Origin of the sequence: Peribacillus sp. RS7 (assembly GCF_041956845.1) — a bacterium.
Taxonomy (GTDB): domain Bacteria; phylum Bacillota; class Bacilli; order Bacillales; family DSM-1321; genus Peribacillus.
Genome location: NZ_CP168135.1, coordinates 5,010,294 through 5,034,218 on the forward strand (window position 1 = coordinate 5,010,294; position 23,925 = coordinate 5,034,218).

The window sequence follows — 23,925 nt, forward strand, 5'->3', positions numbered from 1 at the left end:
GTTTCAGACTGTAGACAAACTCGAAGAAAAGCGAGTTTGCCTGCAGTTTTTTTATTTAATGTGCGTTCCAGTTGTTTTTAGAAATCCGCTCCCTTTCCGCCGACTGTCTGCCAAGCCTCCTCGCCGCAAGCTTCTTTGGTATCTCGCTAGCCAGTTATTCGGCTGGAGTGTCGCAAATTTCTTCAATCTAGCCCCTGAGGGTTTCATCCCATATAAAACAATAGGAAAAATCGTGAATGGGATTGAGACCATTCCGAACCCCGTTTTGTCGACAAACTGAACGTTTATAGTTCTATCAACGTTTGTTTAGTACTTTTTTAACCCACCGTTTGAAAAACGCTTTGACACTTTTCTTTTTTATAACTTGATTGGCATGATTTTGCTTCTCAATATAAATCTCTTCTTTGTTTATTGCATTTTTTTCTGCTAGTACTAGACCCAAATCGGAGTCATGATCTTTGTTTAGGACAATTTTGTAAGGAATATTATGACTCATTGCCAATTTAATATATTTCCCTAGATATTGATAGTCCATCTGACCATTTAAAAACAAATTTGAATGGGGATGCCGCTTCATCTTTTGCACAATCTCCGGATATACATTCAGTTCAAAGACTTGGCTTTTTTTTAAGACGATGACGACGCGCTCCCTTAATGTGCCCAGAAACTCCTTTCGTTCACCAGGCTTGATTTCTTTTGGACCATAGATTCCTTGTTCTAGATAGTCCTCCACTTTTAGGCGTGACAATTCTTTCCCACCTCCGCTTTCACTTCAATAATTGTATGTAATATGGCCATAAATAGTGCCCATCATTCTTTGGAATGCATAAAAGTAAAAAGTGATTTGGGTTAACTTTCCCTTTTTTAGTTTACGCTTCGGTTAAAAAATTGTCACTCTAGATTCGCTTCTTGCATAGGATAGTATATGCGTGAATTTAGGTTTTTTAAATGAGGGACGGGGAAGAAAATGAAAAAATTAATTGTATTTGTATTGATATTCGCCTTTTGTTTTGTTGGGTTCAGTACTACTTCGGGTGCAGCAGGGAGACAACTGATTATCATCAATAAAGCCAATAATCAACTGGCCTACTATGAAAATGATAAATTGGTGAAGGTGTTCATCGTAGCGACAGGAAAGAAACCCGCCTATACTCCTGAAGGAAAGTTCAAGGTAGTGACAAAGATAGTGAATCGTCCCTATTATAAAGGCAACATTAGAGGCGGAGATCCCAGGAATCCTCTAGGTAAACGATGGATGGGGATAAATGCACGGAATACACCAGGAAATACGTACGCAATACACGGCAATAATGATTCTAAAACCATTGGGAAATATATAAGTGCCGGTTGTATTCGCATGTATAACGATGATGTACAATGGCTGTACGATAAGGTGAGGATGAACACTGTAGTCTTAATTGCCAGTTCGAATAAATCTTTTGCTTCCATAGCAGCTAAGAATGGATATAAGGTGATCGGATCTGAGAGCTTACCTGTAAATACTACCAACTCTATCCTGAAGAATGGAAGTAATGGGCCCCAAGTAATTGAACTACAAAAAAGATTAACTAAACTTGGATACAGCACTAAAGGAATAGATGGTGCATTTGGAAAAAATACCGAAATGGCCGTAAAGAAATTTCAAAAGTCTAAAAAACTTACTTCTGATGGGATCGTAGGACCAAAAACGAAAAAAGCGCTGGGACTTAAATAATCATCATTACTGATATCCACTGATTAGTGGATATCTTTTTTTATGTTTAAACTGTAACACTCCATACATTAATACCCATACCGGCTGTAATTTTCCACCATCACTTTTGCCTTTATGTTATAATTTATATATAAACAGCTAATCATAATCGCACTGTCACTACATATAAGGAGGTATATAAAAATGTACGATGAACTTCTCATAATGACTATTAAATCAATTTTTGTTATCGGCACAATCGCAATGTTTGTGATTTTAGGATTCGTAAAAGGGCGCAAGTTTTAATTTTTTCCAATTCCTTAACATATCCTCATTGCCTGATTACTCGTATGATGTTCATACCGGTAATCAGGTTAATTTCACTCAGAAAAAAAGCATATCCTCAAAGGGCATGCTTACTTACCATTCCAGAAATCCGTTTTATCTAAAAGTTGGTCAATGTCAAATGTATCAAGATGGAATGGAACTGATTCTTCTGCAATCGCTTCAGTGGCTAACAATAATTGGTCGATATCAATAATGGCCAAAACAGTCCTCTCCCTTTTTTAATGGTTTTACCCTCACTTTTAATACATCAAACAATTCGTTCAAAAGATATTTTATTAGAGGGTACCTTTTAATTTACATTTGACATTTATTTAAGGGGAAGTGAATCATTTTTTTCCGATCCTTCAGGTGAAAGTGTATGTATCAATTTAACCAGCTTATAAAATGTCCCGCTACAGATGGTTACCTCAGGCAGATTATGAAAAATTGATTTTTTATTAATATGATAATTGTCTTTCTCAGGTGAATACACAATAATTTTCTTATTTAACGATAAAGCATATCCAAGTTCATAGAGATTACCTTTACCTGCAGTTAGGAAGATCAGCATAAAATCAGCTTCCTCAATCCCCTTTTTTTCATATTCTCCAATACCGTCCGTAATTTGGTTAGTCTCATCATCCGCAATTAAATTCCCGCCATTCACACATGTAAATCCTTTTGAAGTTAATTTCTTTATCAATGACCTTACTTGCTTCAAATTTTTTTCATCTGATGCTATATAATATTTCACACATCCACCTCCAAAATATATAACTATTGATACTTTTTACCTACGTTACCTATACTATACATATTCGTTATAAAGAACGCAATATCCTTTTCCAAAAATAAATAAAAATTTAAGGACAAAGTCTCGGTCCCATACATTTAAGCAAAACAAAAGCCATCATTCCTTTTCCAGGCAATGATGGCTTTTGTTAAAAAAATGATATGACGGGGTATTCTAGCATTAATACAATTATTAATGTCGCCTTCCCTTACTCAAAAAAACATATACTTATGTAAAAATATTAATGTTTTTGAGTTACTCTTATAAATCTGACTTTAAGGGTAACAAAATGTTGATTAATCTTTAAGAAATCAAAAATAAAAACCTTGTCCCCTACCCGGCAAGGTTTTTTTATTTTTCATATGTGATATTTTCTATTTCAATCCTGAAGGGTGCAGCCTCACATATATTAATTCCCCTATCTAGATTTACCTTTTCCATTTCACTCGCATCCGGTATTGTTTTTTTATCGAGAATAAAATGTTCGACCATGGATTCCAACAGTTCTTGAGCACAAGCTAAGGCATCTACCCGATTCCTACCGCTAACGGAAGAAATAATTCCTTCTCGCCTAAAATCCGGGAAACAAACTTGAACGGAAAAAGAGTCGATAATCAACGGGTGTTTTTCATAATAGAATACAGCTGGATACTCAAAGATTTGAATGGTCAAAATATCATCCCTTCATACAATTTTTAGGATTTTAAGTTAATTATAACATGAAATTCCATTAAAAATAGGTTTATTTACATTTCTTTGTTTGTCAAGCTTATTTTTACATTCAATAAGTTGTTATGTCCGTACTTACTACAAAATAAGAAAACACCAGGAAAATCAAAATCACCATAACATTCAAGATTATTCCAATAATGCTGCACACTTTACCAGCTGTCACCAATCCATTACCGGTTTCACCAGTAAGTTTCATTTCTTGTTTACTCTTCGCTGCAAATATTAAACCTAGTATACCTAATACGATGCCGATGAATGGAATAAGCAGGGATAATACCCCCATGATTAATGATACAATCGCTTTGCTATTGCTTTGTTTAATTTCAGACATATTTTCCACCTTCTCTCTTTCCCTTATATATACGGTCATTAAAAGGAAAAGATTCATTATTTGTTACTATTCCATGCTCTCCTGCCGGTGAATTTCAAACACTTGGTCCAATCCATTCATGTAAAAAACGACTCATTTAGAGTCGTTTCAGATAGTAGACAAACTCGAAAAATTGAGTTTGTCTGCAGTTAAAAAAAGTTTTCAGAAATCCGTTCCCTTTCCGCCGACTGTCTGCCAAGCCTCTCTCATGTGGGGTTTCGGCCAGCCAGTTATTCGGCAGGAGTGACGAAAACTTCGTTTCATCACATATAAATGAATAAATAATCATGAAGTATAACCAAATCTTGTTTTGAAATCATGGTAATCATTCCCACGGTAAAATCGTGACAGCTATTCGGGATGAGACCATTCCGAACCCTATGTTGTCTACAAACCGAGACCGGCAAATCCTATTGTCTGTATTCAGTTTTTTAGGGTTATTCGCATTCAATTTAAAAGAAAAACAATTTTAAAATTGGAACGGAAGGGGCGAGAATCCTGCGGGAAAAGCCGTTTAGGGATTAACCCCGCAGGCGCAAGCTGAGGAGGCTCCCTGACCGCCCGCGGAAAGCGAGTGCCTTAAGTTCCAATCAAGGTCCAAATTGCACAAGCCATAAAAAAATTGCAGTCAAACTGAAACGACTCATTTCTGAGTCGTTTTTTTTAGGTTCGTTTCAATTCAAGCCTCTGGGCTACCAAAGACAGACTATAGTTTACAATGAAATACATGAGCGCCACCAGGATCAAAATAGGTATTAAATACTTTTGACTTTGCCCATATATAATTTGACCATGATGAGTTAGCTCCGGTAACGAGATGACAACCGCTAATGAAGTATCCTTTAATAATGATATGAATTGGCTGACAATAGGAGGAACCATGCGGCGGAGCGCTTGGGGCAAAATAATATGTATCAATGCCTGTGTATAACTCAAGCCTGATGAACGAGCGGCTTCCATTTGCCCTTTATCTACAGATTTTAGCCCACTTCGAATTACTTCAGATAGCATGGCCGACTCGAAAATTGTCAATGCAACGATGGCCGCTGGAATGATTTCCAGTTTAATGCGTACCTCAGGTAAAGCAAAATACGTAAAAAATATAATTAATAACAACGGTAAATTACGTACCGTTTCTACAATCATGGCTAATATTTGAGATAGCACCGGTACCTTTGCGTAACGGATTATGCCCACAAGCCCGCCAATGATGAAACTTAGAATAATGGATATAAAAGCTACCTGGAGCGTTACCCAAAATCCTTCTAATAAAAACTTAAGATTATCCGGTGTATAGGCACCTGCAAAATCCATATCTTATACCTCCCTCAATTACTCTTTGCCAGACGTTTTTCCAAATAACCAACGCCAAGACTTAAAGGAATGGTAAGAATTAAGTAAAACGCTGCAACGAAAATGTATACATCAAACACGACAAATGTACTTGAAGAAATCAAATCCCCATGGTACATGAGATCCAGTCCTGCAACGACGGCTAAAATGGAAGAATTCTTAACTAGATTGATAAATTGGTTTCCTAGAGGAGGAATGACTATTTTAACTGCCTGTGGCAATATGACGAGCCTCATTGCCTGCCCATATGTCAGTCCTGAAGAACGGGCAGCTTCCATTTGACCCTTTGGCACGGAAAGAATGCCTGCCCGAATTGCCTCAGCTATGAAAGATGAAGTGTAAATGGTCAGGGCTAATGTTCCTGCGTATAGTCCACTTAGTTTAAGGCCCAGAAAGAAGAAAAAGGTAATAATCAATAAAGGTATGTTCCGAATGAACTCAACATAGGCGGTTCCAAGCCAGTTTAGAGGCTTTATCGGGGCAATCCGCATGATAGCAACAAGCACACCCAGGAGCAAACTCGCTACCAATGCGATTAAACTCGACATGATCGTATTTTTAAAGCCTAATAAATACATATCCAGATTCTCTGTTAAAATGGAGAAATCAAGCACGGCATACACTCCTTTAACTAGTAAGGATGAGCAAAAAGCTCATCCTCACAAGACAAATGTTCAAATGTTAATTAAGGTCATTTCCCTTACATTTGGTAATGATTAATGTTTAATCCATTTATCATGGATTTCATCGTACTTGCCTGAATCTTTAAGTGACTTAAGGGCTTTATTCAATTCGTCAACAAACTCAGCATTTCCTTTTTTCACAGCAATGCCATAAGGCTCGTCTGTAAATGTTCCGCCAACAAGCTCATAATTTGGATCCTCGTCAGCCATACCATAAAGGATTGAATCATCCGTAGTCAATGCATCCCCTTGCCCAGATTTAAGTGCAGCGAACGCTTCGGAATAGTTTTCAAATTCAAGAACTTGTGCGTCAGGAGCCTTTTCACGGATATTTATGGAAGAAGTAGAGCCCTTAACAGCCAATACCTTTTTCCCTTTTAAACTATCAATACCCTTGATATCGCTGCCTTTTTTGACTAGCAGGGATTGTCCGGCATCAAAGTAAACATCGGTGAAGTCAACTTCTTTTTTACGATCTTCCGTGATTGTCATGGTCGCTACAATCGCATCGATATCACCATTATTCAATAAGGCCATCCTTGTTTTAGAAGTCACTTCTTTAAATTCAACTTTATTCTCATCACCTAGGATTTCTGCTGCAAGAGCTTTGGCGATATCAATATCAAATCCTTCTACATCTCCAGTACTAGGATTTTTCAATCCAAATAGCCTTGTATCATTTTTTACCCCAAAAACAATCTTATCCTTATCCTTCACTTGTGCAAGAACATCCGTTTCTTTGTCTTTACCGCCACCCTCTTTATCTTTGCCTGAATCTTCTCCCCCGCCGCATCCAGCCAATAAAATGACAGCCAATAAAGATAGCAAAGATAATTTCAACCATTTCTTTTTCTTCAACATGTTAATCACCCCTGTTTTTTATTTAATGATTTAATATACGGCTAAGAAATAAACGAGCCCTCTCTTCACGAGGATTGGCGTAAAACTCAGCCGGTGATGCCTCTTCTAAAACCCTGCCTTCGTCCATGAATACGATTCGATCCGCTACTTCACGGGCAAATCCCATTTCGTGCGTGACAACCACCATCGTCATTCCTTCATGGGCAAGTGCTTTCATAACATCCAGTACCTCGCCAATCATTTCTGGATCCAAGGCTGAGGTAGGTTCATCAAATAGCATGATTTCAGGCCCCATTGCCAAACCTCTGGCAATCGCTACCCTTTGCTGCTGTCCACCCGAAAGTTGGGAAGGAAATGAATTCGCCTTATCTCCAATCCCTACTTTCTCCAGATACTTTTGCGCAATCTTTTTCGCTTCCTCTTCTGATTGTCCTAAAACCTTCCTGGGTGCAAGCATGATGTTCTCGAGCACGGTTTTATGAGGATATAAGTGAAAATGCTGGAAAACCATACCGATATTCCGACGCAGTTTGTTTATGTCCGTTTTTCTATCCGCTACATTTAAACCATTAACGGAAAGGGAGCCTTCCGAAATGGTCTCAAGACGATTAATGCATCGAAGCAGGGTACTTTTCCCTGATCCTGACGGTCCGATGACTACTACCACCTCCCCTTTATTAATAGTAAGATTAATATCCTTCAATACATGGAAATCACCAAAATACTTATTCACCCGGTCAAAAACAATCATAATTGGCCTCCCTGCCCATAATCAATCTTTTGGTCTGAAAATTGATAATAATCAGAATTCTAAATGCATAATATAGCATTCTCTTAAATCGAATCATTTCTATATGTATAATCCTTTCTCCATTTATCATTTCCCAATATAAGGTTATTTTTTTTATTATTTTAAACTAGTAATATAAAAAAATATATTCAATATTCACATTATTCATTATATAAAATATTACTTAAAATTACCATATAAACTTTAAATTGTTAAAAGCAATAACATATTTTATGATACTATTGCTATATTCCATAAAACCCACATATTTAAATCGATCTCCCCTAAATGATTCCTATTTTTGTAAAAAGGGATTTATTTCCCGTAAGCAAAATGCCTGATATGAATTAGCAATTATAGAACGAACAAAAAAAAGACAGCAAAAGCTGTCTTTTACATTCATTCTTTTATAGCATCTTCAAATGGTGCTGAAAATAAGCCACTAGGCGCCAGCATATCCGTATCCGATTCCCGGCTTTCCCCACCCACAGTATATGGACCTGCTGGATAAAAATCAAACAAATCACTTTCCTTATGTATGATCAAAAAATACTCGTATAAATCATCCATAAGTTCCTGATGTTCATCTAATTTCATGATTTCGCCACATTCATCAATTACAAAGTTTTCATTAATCGCATCTTGAAGTTCCTCATTATTTGAATACGCGATAAAAAAATCCACATCTCCACACTCCATGCATAGCAAGAGTTTTTCTTCTAGTGCTTCTTGATAGGATTTCTGAACGATCTCCTTCAAAATGGCTTCAATCTTTTCAGGATTAGTTAGTTTAATTTTAGTCTGGATCACAAAATCCCTCCAATTTAATAAAATGACATTTAAAAAGTATATGCCAGTTTAATGAAAAATAAAAAAAGCAAGCTCACCCTTTGATCAATATTAAATGAAACTGCTATAAGTCCGTTCCTTATTAACCCATAAATCCAAATGGAATCCAAAGCCATCATTTCGTTCCTTAACCTAGACGCGTATGATAGCCATTACTCCACCTGCTCACTATAAGTGGAATTTGCCTAAACTTGATCATCAAGGGCAACGCATGTAATCCGGATCCCTGCGCATTTGTAAGGAATTCTCCGCCTCGTGTATATATTAAGTTTGCCCGCATAATCAGAATGATAATCTTCTATAATACAAAGAAAAAGATGATCGGAAGCGTAATCAAGCTTAATGAAGTACTAATGAACGTAGCACTTGAGACGAATTCAGGTTCTGTATTGAATTGGAGCGCATACATCGTAGTGTTGGCCGCCGTTGGCATGGCAGCTACGATAATCATGATATGCCTGACCATTTCATCCACTGGTAAGGCAAGTGATAACAGGAATGCAATGGCTGGCGAAACAGCAAGTTTAAGAAGAAGTGAAACTGATAGCTTACGATAGGCAATTTTTCTCAGTGAAATGTTGGCTAGCTGCATTCCGAGTGTAATCATAATTGTTGGGATTGCTGCATTTGCAACAAGGTTAATAGCTTCCATAACCGAATTGCTTAATGGAATTTTCACAAACTGAAAAACCGTACCTGCAATAGCTCCATACACGATTGGCATCCTGAATACTGCTTTAAGCGCTGTTTGGACTCCGTTACCTTCCGGGCTGCCCTTCGCTGCGAAATAGATGCCAATGGTGCACATGACTAACTGCTGACCCACCATCAGGATGATCGCATAATCGAGTCCTGCTGCACCGAATAACAGGAAAATGACTGGTGTTCCGTAATTCCCGTTATTCATGAATGCCGATGCCAATATCATGCCGCTTGTTTCGGTAACTGAATAATTACGGAAAAACGATATGATATAGACTACCAGTATGAGAGAAAGACAGAGTACTATCGTGAAAAGGAACAGATAAAAATAATCAATCGTAAATTCTGCGGAATAAAAAGTTCGGAACACAAGAAAAGGTGACATTAAATATAATGCCATCGTGGAAATCGATTTTGTATCAAGTTTAAACTTTTTCTGACCGACGTACCCTAAAACAAAAATACCGAATATCGGTAAAAGAACGCCCAAAAATCCCATACATCTCACCTTCATAATCCTATGATTTTCTTCTAACAATATCAGTTTTATCATTATTTGTAAAAATTCTCTCAAATCGTTCCTGATTCTAACGTCATATATCCTAACATATAATGATTTTTCTTTATTTTCAGAAAATTATATTCAATTTTTGTCTATATATGGTATATTATTTATTATATTTACGTTAAAAAACGTAACATCAACACAATTGGTTTATTAATAAATGAAGGGGTGTTTTTTTAGTGGATGTAAAATTCATGGAGATGGCCGTTCGGCTAGCAAATGAAAATGTATTGGCAAAGAACGGTGGACCTTTCGGTGCTATAATCGTAAAAGACGGCAAAGTTGTAGGAAGAGGATGTAATAATGTGACAACAGCCAACGATCCCACAGCTCACGCCGAAGTACAGGCGATACGTGATGCATGCAGGAATCTCAATAGCTTCCAGCTTACAGATTGTGAAATATACACTAGCTGCGAACCTTGTCCAATGTGCATCGGTGCCATTTATTGGGCACGTCCAAAAGCCATTTATTACTCATGCACTAAAGAAGACGCTGCACTTATTGGTTTTGATGATCACTTTATATACCAAGAACTTGCCCTGCCAATGAAAAACCGCACTATTAAAATGGAACAAATGTCTTTCAATGACCACGATTTACCATTCCGGACATGGGAGACCCATATTGAAAAAGTAAAATATTAATATGTTATATCTTTGCCAAAGGGGTTACGAATATGAAAAAAAACTTGCTTAAAAGGAGAATAGACGTCGCCGCAGGCAAAACGCCTGCAGACTGCGTCATTAAAAACGGGCAAATTATAGATGTATTCAATGGTGATACCTATTCAGGCGATATTGCCATTGTCGATGGTTTTATTGCTGGCATTGGGAGTTATGAGGGTATTTCAGAAATTGATGCTGCTGGAAAATTCGTATCCCCTTCATTCATTGATGGCCATGTCCACATTGAATCTTCGATGGTCAGGCCTTCTGAACTCGCAAAAATCCTCCTTTTACATGGTGTGACCAGCATCGTTGCGGATCCTCATGAAATAGCCAATGTTTCCGGTAAAAAGGGCATTCATTATATGATTGAACAATCCGGCCAACTTCCTTTTGACTTCTACTTCATGATGCCATCTTGTGTACCTGCTACGGAGTTTGAACATTCTGGCGCTGTCTTAAGAAGTGAAGATCTAAATTCATTTTATCAAAACCCGAAAGTGCTTGGTTTAGCCGAAGTGATGAATTTCCCGGCCGTTTCACATACGGAGGATGATATGCTGCAAAAATTATACGATGCAAATAGACTAGGCAAAAGCATAGATGGCCATGCAGCTGGATTATCCGAACAACAGCTCAATGTTTATATGAGTGCCGGCATTAAAACGGATCATGAATGCACTACAGCGGAAGAGGCAAAAGAAAGACTGCGAAAAGGAATGTATCTTATGATCAGGGAAGGTACTGTTGCCAAAGATTTATTAAACCTGGTTCCAGCCATTAATGAGCTGAACTCCCGCCGTTGTTTATTCGTCACCGATGACCGGCACCTCGATGATATTGTTTCTGAAGGAAGTATCGATCACAACGTTCGACTTTCCATAGAAAATGGTATCCCACCGATTACCGCGATTCAAATGGCGACCATCAATGCTGCAGAATGTTTTGGTTTAAAGGAACACGGTGCTATAGCACCCGGATACAAAGCAGACTTCCTTCTATTAGATGATCTCGATACAATCATCATCCATTCGGTCTTTAAAGAGGGAAAACCTATGGTCCAAAATAATCGATTACTGAACTTTCCTGAAAAGGAACAGGTTATTGACGACGGTTTGAAGCACTCCGTTAAATTTCATGAAATAACGGAAGATGATTTGGCGATACCTTTTAAAAATAATCTTGCTAATATTATTGAGATTACTCCAAACAGTTTGATTACAAAGCATTCGATTGAACCGGTTACACTTAATCATGATGGTCTATTCCAGTTCTCTGAACATGTTGATCATATAAAACTAGCAGTTATTGAACGGCATCATATGACCAAACAATTAGGTCTTGGAATCGTCAAAGGGCTTGGTTTGAAATCAGGCGCAATTGCCACTACAGTAGCCCATGATTCACATAATTTAATCATTGCCGGCACGAATGACCAAGATATGCTAAGGGCAGCAAAGGAAATCAAAAAGATGCAGGGTGGATTGGCCGTAATCCAAAATGGGAAAATACTAGCTTCCCTTCCCCTTCCAATAGCTGGATTGATGAGTGAATGCACATATATGGATGTGGTTCATTCATTGAAACGAATCGATGAAGCCCTTTTGAAACTCGGTGCCAACAGGCACTTCAACCCTTTCCTTACACTTGCGTTCTTGGCGTTACCTGTCATCCCGGAAATTAAACTGACGGATCAGGGCTTATTTTCCGTTTCTGAGTTTAGGCATATTCCTATTGAAGCCGTTATGCCTGCCGATAAGTTCAATCTACTTTGACCCCCTACCCGGGGGTTTTTCCCATTCACCCCCAAAATTTCTATATGAATAATGTTATAACTCAACTTAAATCGGGAAAAGGATATAATCGGTATCATCTATGTTAAAATAAAAAAAACACAAATCTTTCTTGGAGGAGATAAATATGGCAAAACATGATCAACAGACCATCATTGGATATATTGGCACTTACACAAAAGGAAGCAGCAAAGGTATTTATCGCTTTACTTTAGATACAGCAGAAGGAAAACTCAGTACACCGGTTCTTGCAGCAGAATTAACCGATCCGACTTATGTCGCCATCAGCCAGGACAAAAAGAATCTCTACGCCATTTTAAAAGAAGCGGGCAGCGGTGGAGTTTCTTCCTATTCGATTAATGAAGAATCGGGTGAACTTACCTTCTTGGGCCAACAATTGACACCGAATGGCTCTTCCTGCCATATAAGTGTCGACAGCAAGAAACAGGTCTTGATCACTTCCAGTTATGGAGATGGCCTGATTGAATCATATCCGCTTCATGACAATGCGACCCCTTTGCCAGTATCATCCACCATTCAACATGAGGGTCAAGGACCGAATGAAGAACGTCAGGAAAAAGCACACACTCACTTCGCTGGTTTCACACCGGATGAAAGGTTCATTGCTGTAGTCGACCTCGGAATAGATAAAGTAATAACCTATAAAATACATAATGGGGTTTTGGAAGAAGTAAACAGTTTATCTGTTGCTCCCGGCAGCGGACCGCGGCATTTGACCTTCCACCCAAACGGAAAATTTGCGTATGTCATGGCAGAACTTGTGCCGGAAGTCATTGTTTTGAGCTTCGATAGTCTATCGGGAAGCTTTTCTGAATTGCAAACGGTTCGGACCGTTCCGGAAGATTTCAAGGAAAATAACCAAGGAAGCGCCATTCATATTTCTGATGACGGGGAATTCATTTATGCCGCAAACCGCGGACATGATAGTATTGCCGTTTACCAAATCCATCAAGAAACAGGCAAACTGGCATTCGTGGAACTGGTTTCTACTGAAGGACATTGGCCACGTGATTTTTCATTGGACCCAAGCGGAAAATTCCTGATCGCTTCTAATGAACAATCAGGAAACCTGACACTATTTGCACGGAATGAACAGGACGGAAAATTAACATTGTTGCAAAAAGATGTTCAAGTTCCCTTCCCTGTTTGTGTAAAATTCCTTTAGTTCTATAATTAAAAAAGGATTGAAGCTTTTACCACAGCTTCAATCCCTTTTTTATAAATCCTTCTTTAATTCCATTTCTCCGCCATTTCCGGAAAATCTATAAATGGGTTTCGATTACCCTGAATTTCATGTATAGCCTGGTTTCTATGTTTTTCATAAATGCTGACCGGAAAAAGCCGGTGCCATTCCAAAAGCAGTGCCAGGTTAACTTTGCCGCTATCGATGATTCCCTCATATCTTAATAAAAAATACATGGTAGCTCTCGCTACGATACCTTTTCCATATTCAGGTTCGAATTTACCTTCATCAGATTTCCCGCAACCCGCCTTTATACCGGCAGCCGATGCTTCTGGGATATAATCCTCAAAATCATAGTATGGAAAGTTACTCCGGCTGCTGTTACAAGTTGGTTCACAAGCGAACAGATGGTGCAAATCTCCCCTCATCGGTTCTTTTTTATTGAACCATGATTGAGGTACGACATGTTCACAATTAACGAGCATGTTGTCCATCTTTGTTGATTCAATGCCTCTTGACAACACTTCAAGTATACGGATATCTTCCTCAATGACTTCCACAGGATCCATTCCTTTACCGGAATACAGACTTTTCAGTTTGCCATTTTCCTGTAAGTCCACCCAAGGGTAAACATGACGATGTGGTGAGTAGTTCAGCTGGTTTTTATGGGTTGTCACAAGCAGGTCCTTCAATCCTTCTCGGTCCAAGGAATCATCTTGATAGTATACACGCTTAAGTTCCTGATCTTTGGATTCATCATAGTATTCGCGGTTTTCATTGAAGTTCACAAACGCAGCCATTGCCATTGCCCGTTCTTTTTCAAGTACTTCAAAACTATTCTTCATCCACTCATCTCCCCACTTCTATTAAAACCTAACTTTTACCATATTTAAAGTTTAATAGAAATCGAACGAAAAAAAAAGGTGCTTTAGAAGGGTCTAACGAAGAATTTCAATAAAATGGGTAAGGATTTTTGCTGTCATTCCCCAGATTACACGATCGTTATATAAGTAAAAATATTCTTCCATCTGTTTTGGCTGCCATTTATAATTCTCTCCGCCAAAGATTAAATCATGGGGGAAGTTTTCATGTGGTTCCACTTTATACTTCACATGATATATCTCTGGCGGTTTTTCCATGAAAAAGGATAGCGGGACCGTAAAAATGGTTTCTACCTCAGCTGGATTAGGTATTATCCGTTGATGGTCACGAACAAATCCTGCATAAGGATAAACAATCATGCCAAAAGGAGATACCAAATAATCAATTGGAAAGACATTATAGATATCTTCTTTATTTAAATTAAGTTCCTCGTATGTCTCCCTTAGTGCAGCCGCCTGTTCATCATGGTCCAACTTGTCTATTTTACCGCCTGGAAAACAGATATCCCCCGGCTGCCTCCTCAGTTTGTGTGAACGCTCTTCAAATAGAACGTGTATTCCATCTTCCTTCTCTATTAGGGGTACCAATACGGCATACTTTGAAAAATTCCCACTCCCTAAAATTTCAGGGGTATGTAATGTGAGTTTTTTTGTTATATCTTCAGTTTTCATGTCCCTCACCTCTTCTGACGGAATATTGACGATATGAGATCGGTTTATTTTCTACCACTCCTTATCATTCCATTTTCAAACATACGCTATAACTAAGCAAGGAAAACGATTCCAATATGTTCCCTTTAATTCATAATAGATTACTTAGCCTCTATATTCTTGTTTTTTTCATACAATATAGGCCTTTAACATCCAAGAAAAGGAGGAATTAAACCTTTTTCCATTACACTAAATCTCTCATTTCATTTCCATGGGGAAAATATATTCATTAATAACCTATGTGATTAGCTAATTTGTGGATGGGCGATCACTGATAGGGTTTTTTCACTATTGATGGGATGCACATCATCCATATGGATCATTTAACAATAGATAAAAGCACCGGTCAAAGTTATGAACGGTGCTAAAACGAAACACAGCAGTCTCAATTAAAAAGTAAAGTCTAGATCCAATCTTTGTTAATTAACAAAACCGAATGTATAAGAGAATATTAATAGGTACATATAGAAATCACTTTAATACTGAATTTTCAGAAATCTAATTTGTGGCCACTCATTCTATTATTTCCCAAGGTTCGTAATATTTATAGTTCTGCTAGCGCTCGCTTTACTGTCGTTACGATGAATAAGAAATCCTCTTCAGTTATGCTAAGTGGAGGAGCAAGGGTCAGGACATTATTGAAGCCCGCTACCGTATCACCATTTTTACCTATGATCAGCCCCTTTTCTTTGCATGACGCAATCATTTTATTGATTTTGGAAAGTTCGATTGGCTGTTTTGTCCCTTTATCTTCCACCAGTTCAATTCCTACCAACAAACCTTTCCCACGCACATCGCCAACATTAGGATGAGATTTGATTTCTTCAAATTCTTGCAGCAAGCGAAACCCTAACTCTTTAGAACGTTCTATAAGTTTTTCATTTTCATATATTTCAATATTCTTCAAAGCAAGGGCACAGGAAGCTGGATTGCCACCAAAAGTATTTACATGACGAAAGCGGTCATAATCATTTGTACCGATGTATGCTTCATAAATTTCACGTTTGACGGCTGTGGCGGATAACGGCAGGTAAGCGCTTGTGATTCCTTTAGCCATTGTTACGATGTCCGGTTTTACATCATAGTTCATAAATCCGAATTTCTTCCCAGTACGGCCAAACCCGCAAATGACCTCATCCGAAATGAGAAGGACGCCATTTTTCTCACAAATTTCTTTCACACGTTTCATATATCCATCAGGTGGCATCAAAACTCCGCCTCCTGTGATGATAGGTTCCATTATTACCGCAGCCACCGTTTCGCTCAACTCCCATGTAATGGTACGGTCAATTTCCGCCGCACTTTTTTCGCCGCTTTCATCCTCTGGATTTCTGTAAGAATCAGGCGGTGATACATGAAGAAATCCTGGGGCGAGTGGTTCATATTTATACTTCCGCTGCGCCTGCCCGGTAGCTGCCAGGGCTCCCATCGAATTTCCATGATAGCCGCGATAACGGGAAATGAATTTATACCGTCCATGTTCACCTTTTTGCTGATGATACTGCCGAGCAATTTTAAAAGCAGTCTCATTTGCTTCTGAACCGCTGTTAGAGAAGAAAATCACATAATCCCCACCCAGCCATTCATTTAACTTCTCTGCTAGCTTAATAGCCGGAATGTGGCTGTTCGTTAAAGGGGCATAAGGAAGTTCCTTCAACTGTTCGTAAGCTGCTTCAGCCAGTTCCGTTCGACCATAACCCACGTTGACACACCATAACCCTGACATCCCATCCAAGTAGCGATTTCCATCAACATCCGTTATCCATGCTCCTTGCCCGTTTTTGACCACCATTGTCCCAGGGTTGGGTTCAGCCCCTTTCATATGATGCCAAACATATTTGCCATCCATAGCCTTAAGATCCTGACCCTGTTTTTCAACCTGCATAAGCCACACTCCCCCAATCATAATGTATAAAGGAGGGCCGACCACAAACTGCGTCGACCCCTTTTTCATATCAGTATCTTGCCGTTAACATTTTCTTTCTAGTGTAAAATTCCACTCCGTCTTTTCCATTGGCATGAAGGTCTCCATAAAACGAACTTTTATATCCAGAAAATGGAAAGAATGCCATTGGCGCGGGTACCCCAAGGTTAATACCAAGCATTCCTGCATCAATTTCTTCACGAAATTCCCGGATGGCTTTTGCACTATCCGTATAGAGGCAGGCACCATTGGCAAATTCGGATTGATTGGTCAAATCGATTGCTTCTTCAAGGGTATTAACTCGTACTATGGATAAGACAGGGGCAAAAATTTCATCCTTCCATATTTTCATGTTTGTATTTACATGATCAAATAATGTCGGTCCAACGTAATAGCCATTTTCCTGATCGCCTTCATTCCTGCCATCACGAAGGAGGACAGCTCCTTCTTTTTCCCCAATTTCAATATATTGTTCTGTTCTCTTTTTATGTGTATCACGGATCACGGGTCCAAGGAAAACGCCCTTATCCATTCCATTTCCAATCTTGATGTCATCCGCTGCAGCCTTTAATCTCTCAACGAGCGAATCTCCCACTTCTCCCACTGCAACAACCACCGAAGCAGCCATGCAGCGCTCGCCTGCAGATCCGAAAGCGGCATTGGTTATGTTCGTTACCGCATTTTCCAGGTCTGCATCAGGCATGACGATTGAATGGTTTTTCGCTCCTGATAAAGCCTGGACACGTTTTTTATTGGCAGCTGCAGTTTTGTAAACATACTCTGCGACAGGCTGGGATCCTACAAAAGATACCGCTTTAATGTCTTCATGTTCCAAAATCCCGTTCACGACATCATGTGCACCATGGACAATATTGACGACACCATCCGGAACACCGGCTTCCGTCAATAATTCTACAAGACGGTTGGCTAAGAGCGGTGTCCGTTCTGAAGGTTTTAAAATAAACGTATTGCCACAGGCTATTGCAAGCGGGAACATCCAACATGGCACCATCATCGGGAAATTAAACGGCGTAATCCCGGCAACGACACCCATTGGATAACGGTACATGCCAGATTCAATGCCTGGGGAAATGTCAGGAAGCTGACTGCCCATCATTAAGGTAGGCGCACCTGCAGCGAACTCCACGCATTCAATCCCACGTTGTACCTCACCATATGCTTCTGTATAGCTTTTTCCATTTTCAATCGTGACCAGCTTTGCCAGTTCATCCCAGTGTTCTATCAATAATTGCTGGTAACGGAATAAGAAGCGCGCCCTTTTTGGCACGGCCACCTTTTTCCATTCTTTATACGCATTTTTAGCAACCTTAACCGCTTGGTTTACATCTTCCCTTGTGGAAAGGGGTACGATTGCCAAAGCTTCTCCTGTTGCCGGATTTGGCACTTCTTCATGTTTCGATGTTGAGGAATCCACCCATTTGCCACCGATATAATTTTTCAACGTTTCTACATCATTGATAACTGCCATTAAAGAAACCCTCCATTTCAACACGATTTCATAGTTTCATTATATTTTTCAAACGGACTTTTTACATTAGACGTTTTGTATAGTTTTTAATTCAATATTTGCACATATTGTTTGTTTTTGATTTTCCTATATTCATGAAAAGAATTCACCATGTAGAATCTCCTTTGTACTTTCCCTTTACCGGAAGCCCTCACACCCATCATTTAATAATCGAGTATAGCTTTAGGTCTTGATGCTTTCCCTTAACAAACATTCCTTTTCTTATGATTCCCTCAAAAGACATACCCGCCTTTTGCATGACTCGCTCTGAACCAAAATTTTCAACGAAGCAGCGTGCTTGTATTCGAACCAGGTTCATATTTTCGAAGCCAAAGGCAATTATCTTTTGGGCAGCCTCCGTCATCAAGCCACTCCCCCAATATTCGGGTGCCAATACATACCCGATTTCGGCACTATGATGATTAACCTGCCATGAAACAAAGTCAATAGTACCAATCAACTTACCACTTTCCTTGTGTTGTATGCCCCATGGAGCGATTTTCTTATCCTCATAATTTTGTAGGATGAATCTGATAAAATCCTTTGTATCACTTAGGGAACGATGGGCTTCCCATGTTACGTAGCGGGAAACTTCACTGTTGGATGCATACGCGAACATGTTTTCTGCATCACTCATGGTGACTTTCCTCATAACCAAACGTTTTGATTCTATAATAGGCAGCTGTCCATATATGTCTTTCACGTTCATGATTACACCCCATTCCATTAATTATCAGTATTATAACAAGATTGTTAACCAATCTCTTTCTCAATTGAAAAATTATTGAAACTTACGTATAATTCAGAAAAATGATTACGGAGGATAATTATGCCAAAAAGAAAACTCATAATAAGCCAAAACTTGAATGTGCTCTTATTACAGAAGATTAAAGAATTGGTTCCCGAGTGGACTGTCATCACCGGAAGATCTCCGGAAATATGGAAGGATCATCTAGCCGATGCTGAAGTGATCGCAGGCTGGAAAACGGAAATGGCTGAATCCATCGATGCAAGCGAAGTAAAATGGATCCAGACATGGAGTGCCGGAGTGAATGCCTTACCCTTGGAAAGTTTGGAACAAAAGAACGTGCAGATTACAACTGCAAATGGCGTCCATGCCTATCCCATTTCAGAAACCATTTTCGCGTTAATGCTTGCCTTAACAAGAAAAATAGATACATATATTAAGCAACAGCAGGTGAAGACTTGGCATCACGCAAATATGAAGCAGGAAATTCATGAAAAGACCATCGGGATCATCGGTGTTGGAAAAATCGGAAAGGAAACAGCTAAAATTGCCAAGGCTTTTGGCATGTCCGTATTAGGAGTGCGCCATTCCGGTAAATCTGAAGAATTTGTCGATGAGATGTTCACACAAAATCAATTGAATGATCTCCTTCCAAAGTGCGATTATATTGTCGTGACATTACCATTGACCCCAGAAACACGAAATATGTTCGGGAAAAACGAATTCCGACTAATGAAGCCCTCCGCTTTTTTCATTAATATAGGAAGGGGAAATCTAGTTATTCAAAACGAATTGGTCCAAGCTCTCAAGGACAAAGATATTGCTGGTGCTGGACTTGATGTGTTTGAAACGGAGCCACTTCCTGGGAAGAGCCCATTATGGGAGATGGACAATGTAATCATCACGCCGCACACATCCGGTAATACGGAATTTTACGACCAACGGCTTATTCAGGATATTTTCATGCCGAATTTAGAGAATTACCTAAATGGTAAACACCCCTCAATTAATTTACTTGATTACAGAAAAGGGTATTAAGAATTGTACAACACCATGCACAATAAATAATCTTACTTTGTTTGCTTGCAGATTCCGACATTATCTGTTATATTTAAAAAGAATTATTTTTGTTCGGGAAGATTGATAAGTGAAACACTTTTCGTCTAATGATTGAGCAAGGGTAGTAACACAATGTGTGGATTCACACTAGGAGGCAACAACAATGGAACAAGGTAAAGTAAAATGGTTTAACGCAGAAAAAGGATTTGGCTTCATCGAACGCGAAAACGGAGACGATGTATTCGTACATTTCTCAGCTATCCAAAGCGAAGGATTCAAATCATTAGACGAAGGTCAAGAAGTTACTTTTGAAGTTGAGCAAGGTCAACGTGGACCCCAAGCTACTAACGTTCAAAAAGCATAATTTTAAATACAATATATAACGGACTCTACTTGTAGGGTCTGTTTTTTTTGATTAAAAAGCAAAAATAAAAAAACCCTATTCGCGGGGAATAGGGGAACATGAAACAAGTTTAGTAAATGGTAAACACAGTATAACACACTAAGAAAAGAAACCCTAATTTATCCGAAAAGTAAAAATTATCACTCACTTCCACAGGCTCCCTGACTACCATTCATTTCTTATTTCTTATCTACTTCATATGTTCGATCCGTTCCCCATGGGTAAAACGGAGGCATATCGGTGCTGCTTTTCATTTTGAAATCAGCTTTCCTTTTTTTCAAGAACGCTTCAATCCCTTCTATTGCATCCGCTTGTTTTCCGGTCCAATGAATCATTTTCGATTCTATTTTATGTGATTCAACAGGATGGTTAGCACCGAGCATGGTCCACATTAACTGCCGGGATAACGTCACCGAGACAGAAGATGTATTTTCTGCAATGTCTGCTGCAATCTCCATTGCAGCAGACATCAATTCATCCGGCTCGACGATCTTGTTTACCAACCTTCCCTCATATGCTTCACTGGCCGAAATCATCCTGCCGGTAAAAATCCATTCGGAAGCTTTACCCATTCCGACAAGCCTAGGCAAGAACCAGCCGCTGCATGCTTCCATCGTTATTCCTCGCCTCGCAAATACAAAACCCATTTTTGAATCTGTAGACGCAATTCTAATGTCCATGGGCAAAGTCATTGTGATACCAATCCCAACTGCCGCTCCATTAATGGCCGCTATCATAGGTTTCTTCATCTCAAAAATTCGTAATGACAACATCCCCCCTGCATCGCGGTATTCAACCAAAGGAGTATGATCCATAAAGGTTTCTGCACCTTTTTCCAAATCCATTCCAGCACAGTAAGCATCCCCAGCGCCAGTTATAATAACGGCTCGTACGTCATCATTTTCATCCGCTTCATCAAAAGCATGGATCATCTCCTCACACATCTTTTCATTGAAAGCATTCATTTTTTCAGGACGATTAAGAGTAACAATCATGACTCGATCGACGATTTCACTAGTTATCGTGGAATACAATATCAGTCTCCTCCTTCTCACACAAATTGGAAATATTCAACAGATTATTAATTTTACATATAATTACATTTTATCTGTTTTATTTTCAGATTCCTAGTTATTTATTTTGACAAACTGATAATTAATTTAATCTGCAAAAATAATCGCTTCTATCTAAAATATTTTACATAAATATGTAAAAAAAGACCAGTCGCAAATGCAACTGGTTTTTTTATTTACCAATATAAATGACAAGCAACGAAATGCCCCGGTTTTTGTTCTTTCCATTCAGGTGCAGCACTGGAGCATATCTCCATCGCTTTTGGGCAGCGAGTGCGGAATACACAGCCACTTGGCGGATTGATCGGACTTGGTACATCGCCTTTAAGTACGATTCTTTCCCGTTTAATAGTGGGGTCTGGAATCGGCACTGCAGAAAGCAAAGCTTGCGTGTAAGGATGCAGCGGATCTTTCGTTAAAGAATCACTATCCGAAAGTTCCATCATTCTTCCAAGGTACATGACTAAAATGCGATCTGAAATATACTTGACCATCGATAAATCATGCGCGATGAATAAATAAGTCAATCCCATTTCTTTTTGTAGCTCTTTTAATAAGTTAACTACTTGAGCTTGTATCGAAACATCCAAGGCAGAAATCGGTTCATCACATACGATGAATTTAGGATTTAAAGCCAACGCCCTTGCAATTCCAATACGCTGGCGTTGTCCACCGCTGAATTCATGCGGAAAACGAGTGATATGTTCCGGACTTAAACCAACCAGCTTCAACAGTTCTTCCACTCGTTTTTTTCTCTCTTTACCTTTTGATATCCCATGAATGGCAAGTGGTTCCCCAATCAATTCCTCCACCTTCATCCTTGGGTTCAAGGAAGCGTAGGGATCTTGGAAAATCATCTGTATTTCACGGCGGATATGTGACATTTCCCCCGGCTTGTAATCGAAGATATTTTTCCCCTGAAACAGAACTTCTCCGTCTGTCGGTTCATAAAGTCGGGTAATTGTACGACCGGCAGTCGATTTACCACAACCGCTTTCCCCAACAAGACCCACCGTTTCCCCTGGGTAGATTTTGAGATCCAAACCATCTACCGCTTTCAGCGACTGAGAACCAACAGGAAAATATTTCTTCAAATTCTTAATTTCAACAAGAGGAGAATTTTCGTTGACTGTCTTTTCATTTACTGACTTATTTTTTAGTGAAACCATTGGTTCTCCTCCTTTATACATTAGTCGGTGCTTGTACCTGTGTTGCTTTTGCCATTGGGTGGTGTAGCCAGCATGCGGCTGTCTGTCCCACTTCGACTACTTCAAGTTCCGGATCATGGTCTTTGCACACTTTCATTGCGGATTCACATCTTGGATAAAAAGGGCATCCTTTTGGCGGATCCAACAAATCGGGCGGTGATCCGATAATGGGAACCAACGGTGCCGTTTTTTCCATATCCAGCCTTGGCACCGTTTTAAGCAAGCCTCTTGTATATGGATGCTGTGGATTTGAAAATATAGCTTCTACTGTACCAGTCTCCACAACCTTACCTGCATACATGACGACTACCCGTTCGCAAGTTTCCGCAACCACACCTAAATCATGAGTGATTAAAATGATGGAAGTATCCATTCTGCGTTGGATATCTTTCATCAGTTCCAAAATTTGCGCTTGTATCGTTACATCCAATGCCGTTGTAGGTTCATCGGCGATTAATAATTTCGGTTCACAAGCTAGAGCCATTGCTATCATCGCCCTTTGGCGCATACCACCTGAAAACTCATGTGGATATTGCTGCATCCTTTTTTCAGGCTGAGGAATACCTACCAGTTTAAGCGTTTCCAACGCCCGTTCGTATGCATCTTTTCGGGACATATTTTTATTATGCTTTAAAATGCCTTCCATGATTTGGCTGCCGATTTTTGTCGTTGGATTGAGAGAAGTCATTGGATCCTGGAAAATCATGCTGATTTCATTTCCGCGAATCTTCTGCATTTCCTTTTCACTCATTTTAATAAGGTCTTTGCCGCCAAAGTTTATTGACCCTTTTCCATACTCTGCTGGAGGTGTTTCCAGTAATCTCATGATGGATTTCGCAGTAACACTTTTGCCGCATCCGGACTCTCCAACAATAGCAACGGCTTCCCCTTTTTTCACTTCAAAGTTCACGCCGCGTACTGCTTGCACTTTTCCTGCATAAGTATGGAAGGTGATGTGTAAATCGTTGACTTCCAATAGGTTCTCCATCATCGTCCCTCCTATTCTA

General features: G+C 39.3%; 25 protein-coding genes. 6 read left to right on the forward strand and 19 right to left on the reverse strand.

All coding sequences use genetic code 11. The features are described 5' to 3' along the window. Positions 1-295 precede the first annotated feature (295 nt). Positions 296-748 (reverse strand): YueI family protein, encoded by a 453-nt coding sequence (locus ACDZ29_RS24860; protein ID WP_375089009.1) that lies wholly within the window; start codon positions 746-748, stop codon positions 296-298. 219 nt (positions 749-967) lie between these two features. Here ACDZ29_RS24860 and ACDZ29_RS24865 point away from each other — a divergent pair, with 219 nt between their 5' ends. Beyond that, on the forward strand, positions 968-1,714 hold the full coding sequence (locus ACDZ29_RS24865; protein ID WP_375089010.1) for a L,D-transpeptidase family protein: 747 nt from the start codon (positions 968-970) through the stop codon (positions 1,712-1,714). A 395-nt stretch (positions 1,715-2,109) separates the two neighbouring features. On the opposite strand, the gene ACDZ29_RS24870 is transcribed toward ACDZ29_RS24865, so the two are convergent. From ACDZ29_RS24870 to ACDZ29_RS24915, 10 genes are all read right to left on the reverse strand, one after another. Continuing rightward, a complete protein-coding gene (locus tag ACDZ29_RS24870) occupies positions 2,110-2,241 on the reverse strand; it encodes a hypothetical protein (RefSeq protein WP_289325228.1) in 132 nt (43 codons plus the stop codon). Between the two features lie 107 nt (positions 2,242-2,348). Next, a complete protein-coding gene (locus ACDZ29_RS24875) occupies positions 2,349-2,774 on the reverse strand; it encodes a nucleoside 2-deoxyribosyltransferase (protein ID WP_375089011.1) in 426 nt (141 codons plus the stop codon). 390 nt (positions 2,775-3,164) lie between these two features. Beyond that, on the reverse strand, positions 3,165-3,485 hold the full coding sequence (locus ACDZ29_RS24880) for a type II toxin-antitoxin system HicB family antitoxin (protein WP_289316251.1): 321 nt from the start codon (positions 3,483-3,485) through the stop codon (positions 3,165-3,167). 109 nt (positions 3,486-3,594) lie between these two features. Continuing rightward, complete coding sequence (locus tag ACDZ29_RS24885) at positions 3,595-3,876, reverse strand: DUF4190 domain-containing protein (RefSeq protein ID WP_375089012.1); 282 nt, start codon at positions 3,874-3,876, stop codon at positions 3,595-3,597. Between the two features lie 702 nt (positions 3,877-4,578). After that, on the reverse strand, positions 4,579-5,229 hold the full coding sequence (locus tag ACDZ29_RS24890; RefSeq protein ID WP_289335142.1) for an amino acid ABC transporter permease: 651 nt from the start codon (positions 5,227-5,229) through the stop codon (positions 4,579-4,581). A 14-nt stretch (positions 5,230-5,243) separates the two neighbouring features. Next, complete coding sequence (locus ACDZ29_RS24895; RefSeq protein WP_370015221.1) at positions 5,244-5,882, reverse strand: amino acid ABC transporter permease; 639 nt, start codon at positions 5,880-5,882, stop codon at positions 5,244-5,246. 102 nt (positions 5,883-5,984) lie between these two features. Next, on the reverse strand, positions 5,985-6,812 hold the full coding sequence (locus ACDZ29_RS24900; RefSeq protein WP_289325233.1) for a transporter substrate-binding domain-containing protein: 828 nt from the start codon (positions 6,810-6,812) through the stop codon (positions 5,985-5,987). Between the two features lie 22 nt (positions 6,813-6,834). Continuing rightward, positions 6,835-7,563 carry an amino acid ABC transporter ATP-binding protein gene (locus ACDZ29_RS24905; protein WP_289316246.1) on the reverse strand — a complete coding sequence of 243 codons (729 nt, stop codon included), beginning with the start codon at positions 7,561-7,563 and terminating at the stop codon, positions 6,835-6,837. Positions 7,564-8,001: 438 nt separating this feature from the next. Then, the gene (locus ACDZ29_RS24910) at positions 8,002-8,412 is read right to left on the reverse strand and encodes a hypothetical protein (protein ID WP_289325234.1); all 411 of its coding nucleotides are present in this window, start codon (positions 8,410-8,412) and stop codon (positions 8,002-8,004) included. Between the two features lie 337 nt (positions 8,413-8,749). Beyond that, positions 8,750-9,652, reverse strand: a complete 903-nt coding sequence (locus tag ACDZ29_RS24915) for an AEC family transporter (RefSeq protein ID WP_370015222.1) — start codon at positions 9,650-9,652, stop codon at positions 8,750-8,752. 260 nt (positions 9,653-9,912) lie between these two features. Here ACDZ29_RS24915 and ACDZ29_RS24920 point away from each other — a divergent pair, with 260 nt between their 5' ends. From ACDZ29_RS24920 to ACDZ29_RS24930, 3 genes are all read left to right on the forward strand, one after another. Further along, the gene (locus tag ACDZ29_RS24920) at positions 9,913-10,365 is read left to right on the forward strand and encodes a nucleoside deaminase (RefSeq protein ID WP_289318367.1); all 453 of its coding nucleotides are present in this window, start codon (positions 9,913-9,915) and stop codon (positions 10,363-10,365) included. Positions 10,366-10,397: 32 nt separating this feature from the next. Further along, complete coding sequence (gene ade, locus ACDZ29_RS24925; protein ID WP_375089013.1) at positions 10,398-12,161, forward strand: adenine deaminase; 1,764 nt, start codon at positions 10,398-10,400, stop codon at positions 12,159-12,161. 145 nt (positions 12,162-12,306) lie between these two features. Next, positions 12,307-13,365, forward strand: coding sequence for a lactonase family protein (locus ACDZ29_RS24930; protein WP_375089014.1), 1,059 nt, complete (start codon positions 12,307-12,309; stop codon positions 13,363-13,365). Between the two features lie 65 nt (positions 13,366-13,430). Here the strand turns inward: ACDZ29_RS24930 and ACDZ29_RS24935 are convergent, their stop codons facing one another. From ACDZ29_RS24935 to ACDZ29_RS24955, 5 genes are all read right to left on the reverse strand, one after another. Continuing rightward, a complete protein-coding gene (locus ACDZ29_RS24935) occupies positions 13,431-14,228 on the reverse strand; it encodes an endonuclease I family protein (protein WP_375089015.1) in 798 nt (265 codons plus the stop codon). A 93-nt stretch (positions 14,229-14,321) separates the two neighbouring features. After that, a complete protein-coding gene (locus ACDZ29_RS24940) occupies positions 14,322-14,936 on the reverse strand; it encodes an NUDIX hydrolase (RefSeq protein ID WP_375089016.1) in 615 nt (204 codons plus the stop codon). Positions 14,937-15,519: 583 nt separating this feature from the next. Beyond that, positions 15,520-16,860 (reverse strand): aspartate aminotransferase family protein, encoded by a 1,341-nt coding sequence (locus ACDZ29_RS24945; protein ID WP_375089017.1) that lies wholly within the window; start codon positions 16,858-16,860, stop codon positions 15,520-15,522. Positions 16,861-16,930: 70 nt separating this feature from the next. After that, on the reverse strand, positions 16,931-18,388 hold the full coding sequence (locus ACDZ29_RS24950) for a CoA-acylating methylmalonate-semialdehyde dehydrogenase (protein ID WP_289335134.1): 1,458 nt from the start codon (positions 18,386-18,388) through the stop codon (positions 16,931-16,933). Between the two features lie 199 nt (positions 18,389-18,587). After that, entirely contained in the window at positions 18,588-19,136 is a 549-nt protein-coding gene (locus ACDZ29_RS24955) for a GNAT family N-acetyltransferase (protein WP_370015229.1), read from the reverse strand. A 120-nt stretch (positions 19,137-19,256) separates the two neighbouring features. On the opposite strand from ACDZ29_RS24955, the gene ACDZ29_RS24960 reads away from it, so the two are divergent. After that, a complete protein-coding gene (locus ACDZ29_RS24960; protein ID WP_375089018.1) occupies positions 19,257-20,213 on the forward strand; it encodes a D-2-hydroxyacid dehydrogenase in 957 nt (318 codons plus the stop codon). A 184-nt stretch (positions 20,214-20,397) separates the two neighbouring features. Next, positions 20,398-20,598 carry a cold-shock protein gene (locus tag ACDZ29_RS24965; protein ID WP_029714163.1) on the forward strand — a complete coding sequence of 67 codons (201 nt, stop codon included), beginning with the start codon at positions 20,398-20,400 and terminating at the stop codon, positions 20,596-20,598. A gap of 218 nt (positions 20,599-20,816) precedes the next feature. Here the strand turns inward: ACDZ29_RS24965 and ACDZ29_RS24970 are convergent, their stop codons facing one another. From ACDZ29_RS24970 to ACDZ29_RS24980, 3 genes are all read right to left on the reverse strand, one after another. Continuing rightward, a complete protein-coding gene (locus ACDZ29_RS24970) occupies positions 20,817-21,671 on the reverse strand; it encodes a crotonase/enoyl-CoA hydratase family protein (RefSeq protein ID WP_375089019.1) in 855 nt (284 codons plus the stop codon). A 215-nt stretch (positions 21,672-21,886) separates the two neighbouring features. After that, the gene (locus ACDZ29_RS24975; RefSeq protein ID WP_375089020.1) at positions 21,887-22,879 is read right to left on the reverse strand and encodes an ABC transporter ATP-binding protein; all 993 of its coding nucleotides are present in this window, start codon (positions 22,877-22,879) and stop codon (positions 21,887-21,889) included. Positions 22,880-22,892: 13 nt separating this feature from the next. Beyond that, positions 22,893-23,906, reverse strand: coding sequence for an ABC transporter ATP-binding protein (locus ACDZ29_RS24980; RefSeq protein WP_289325244.1), 1,014 nt, complete (start codon positions 23,904-23,906; stop codon positions 22,893-22,895). Positions 23,907-23,925 lie beyond the last annotated feature (19 nt).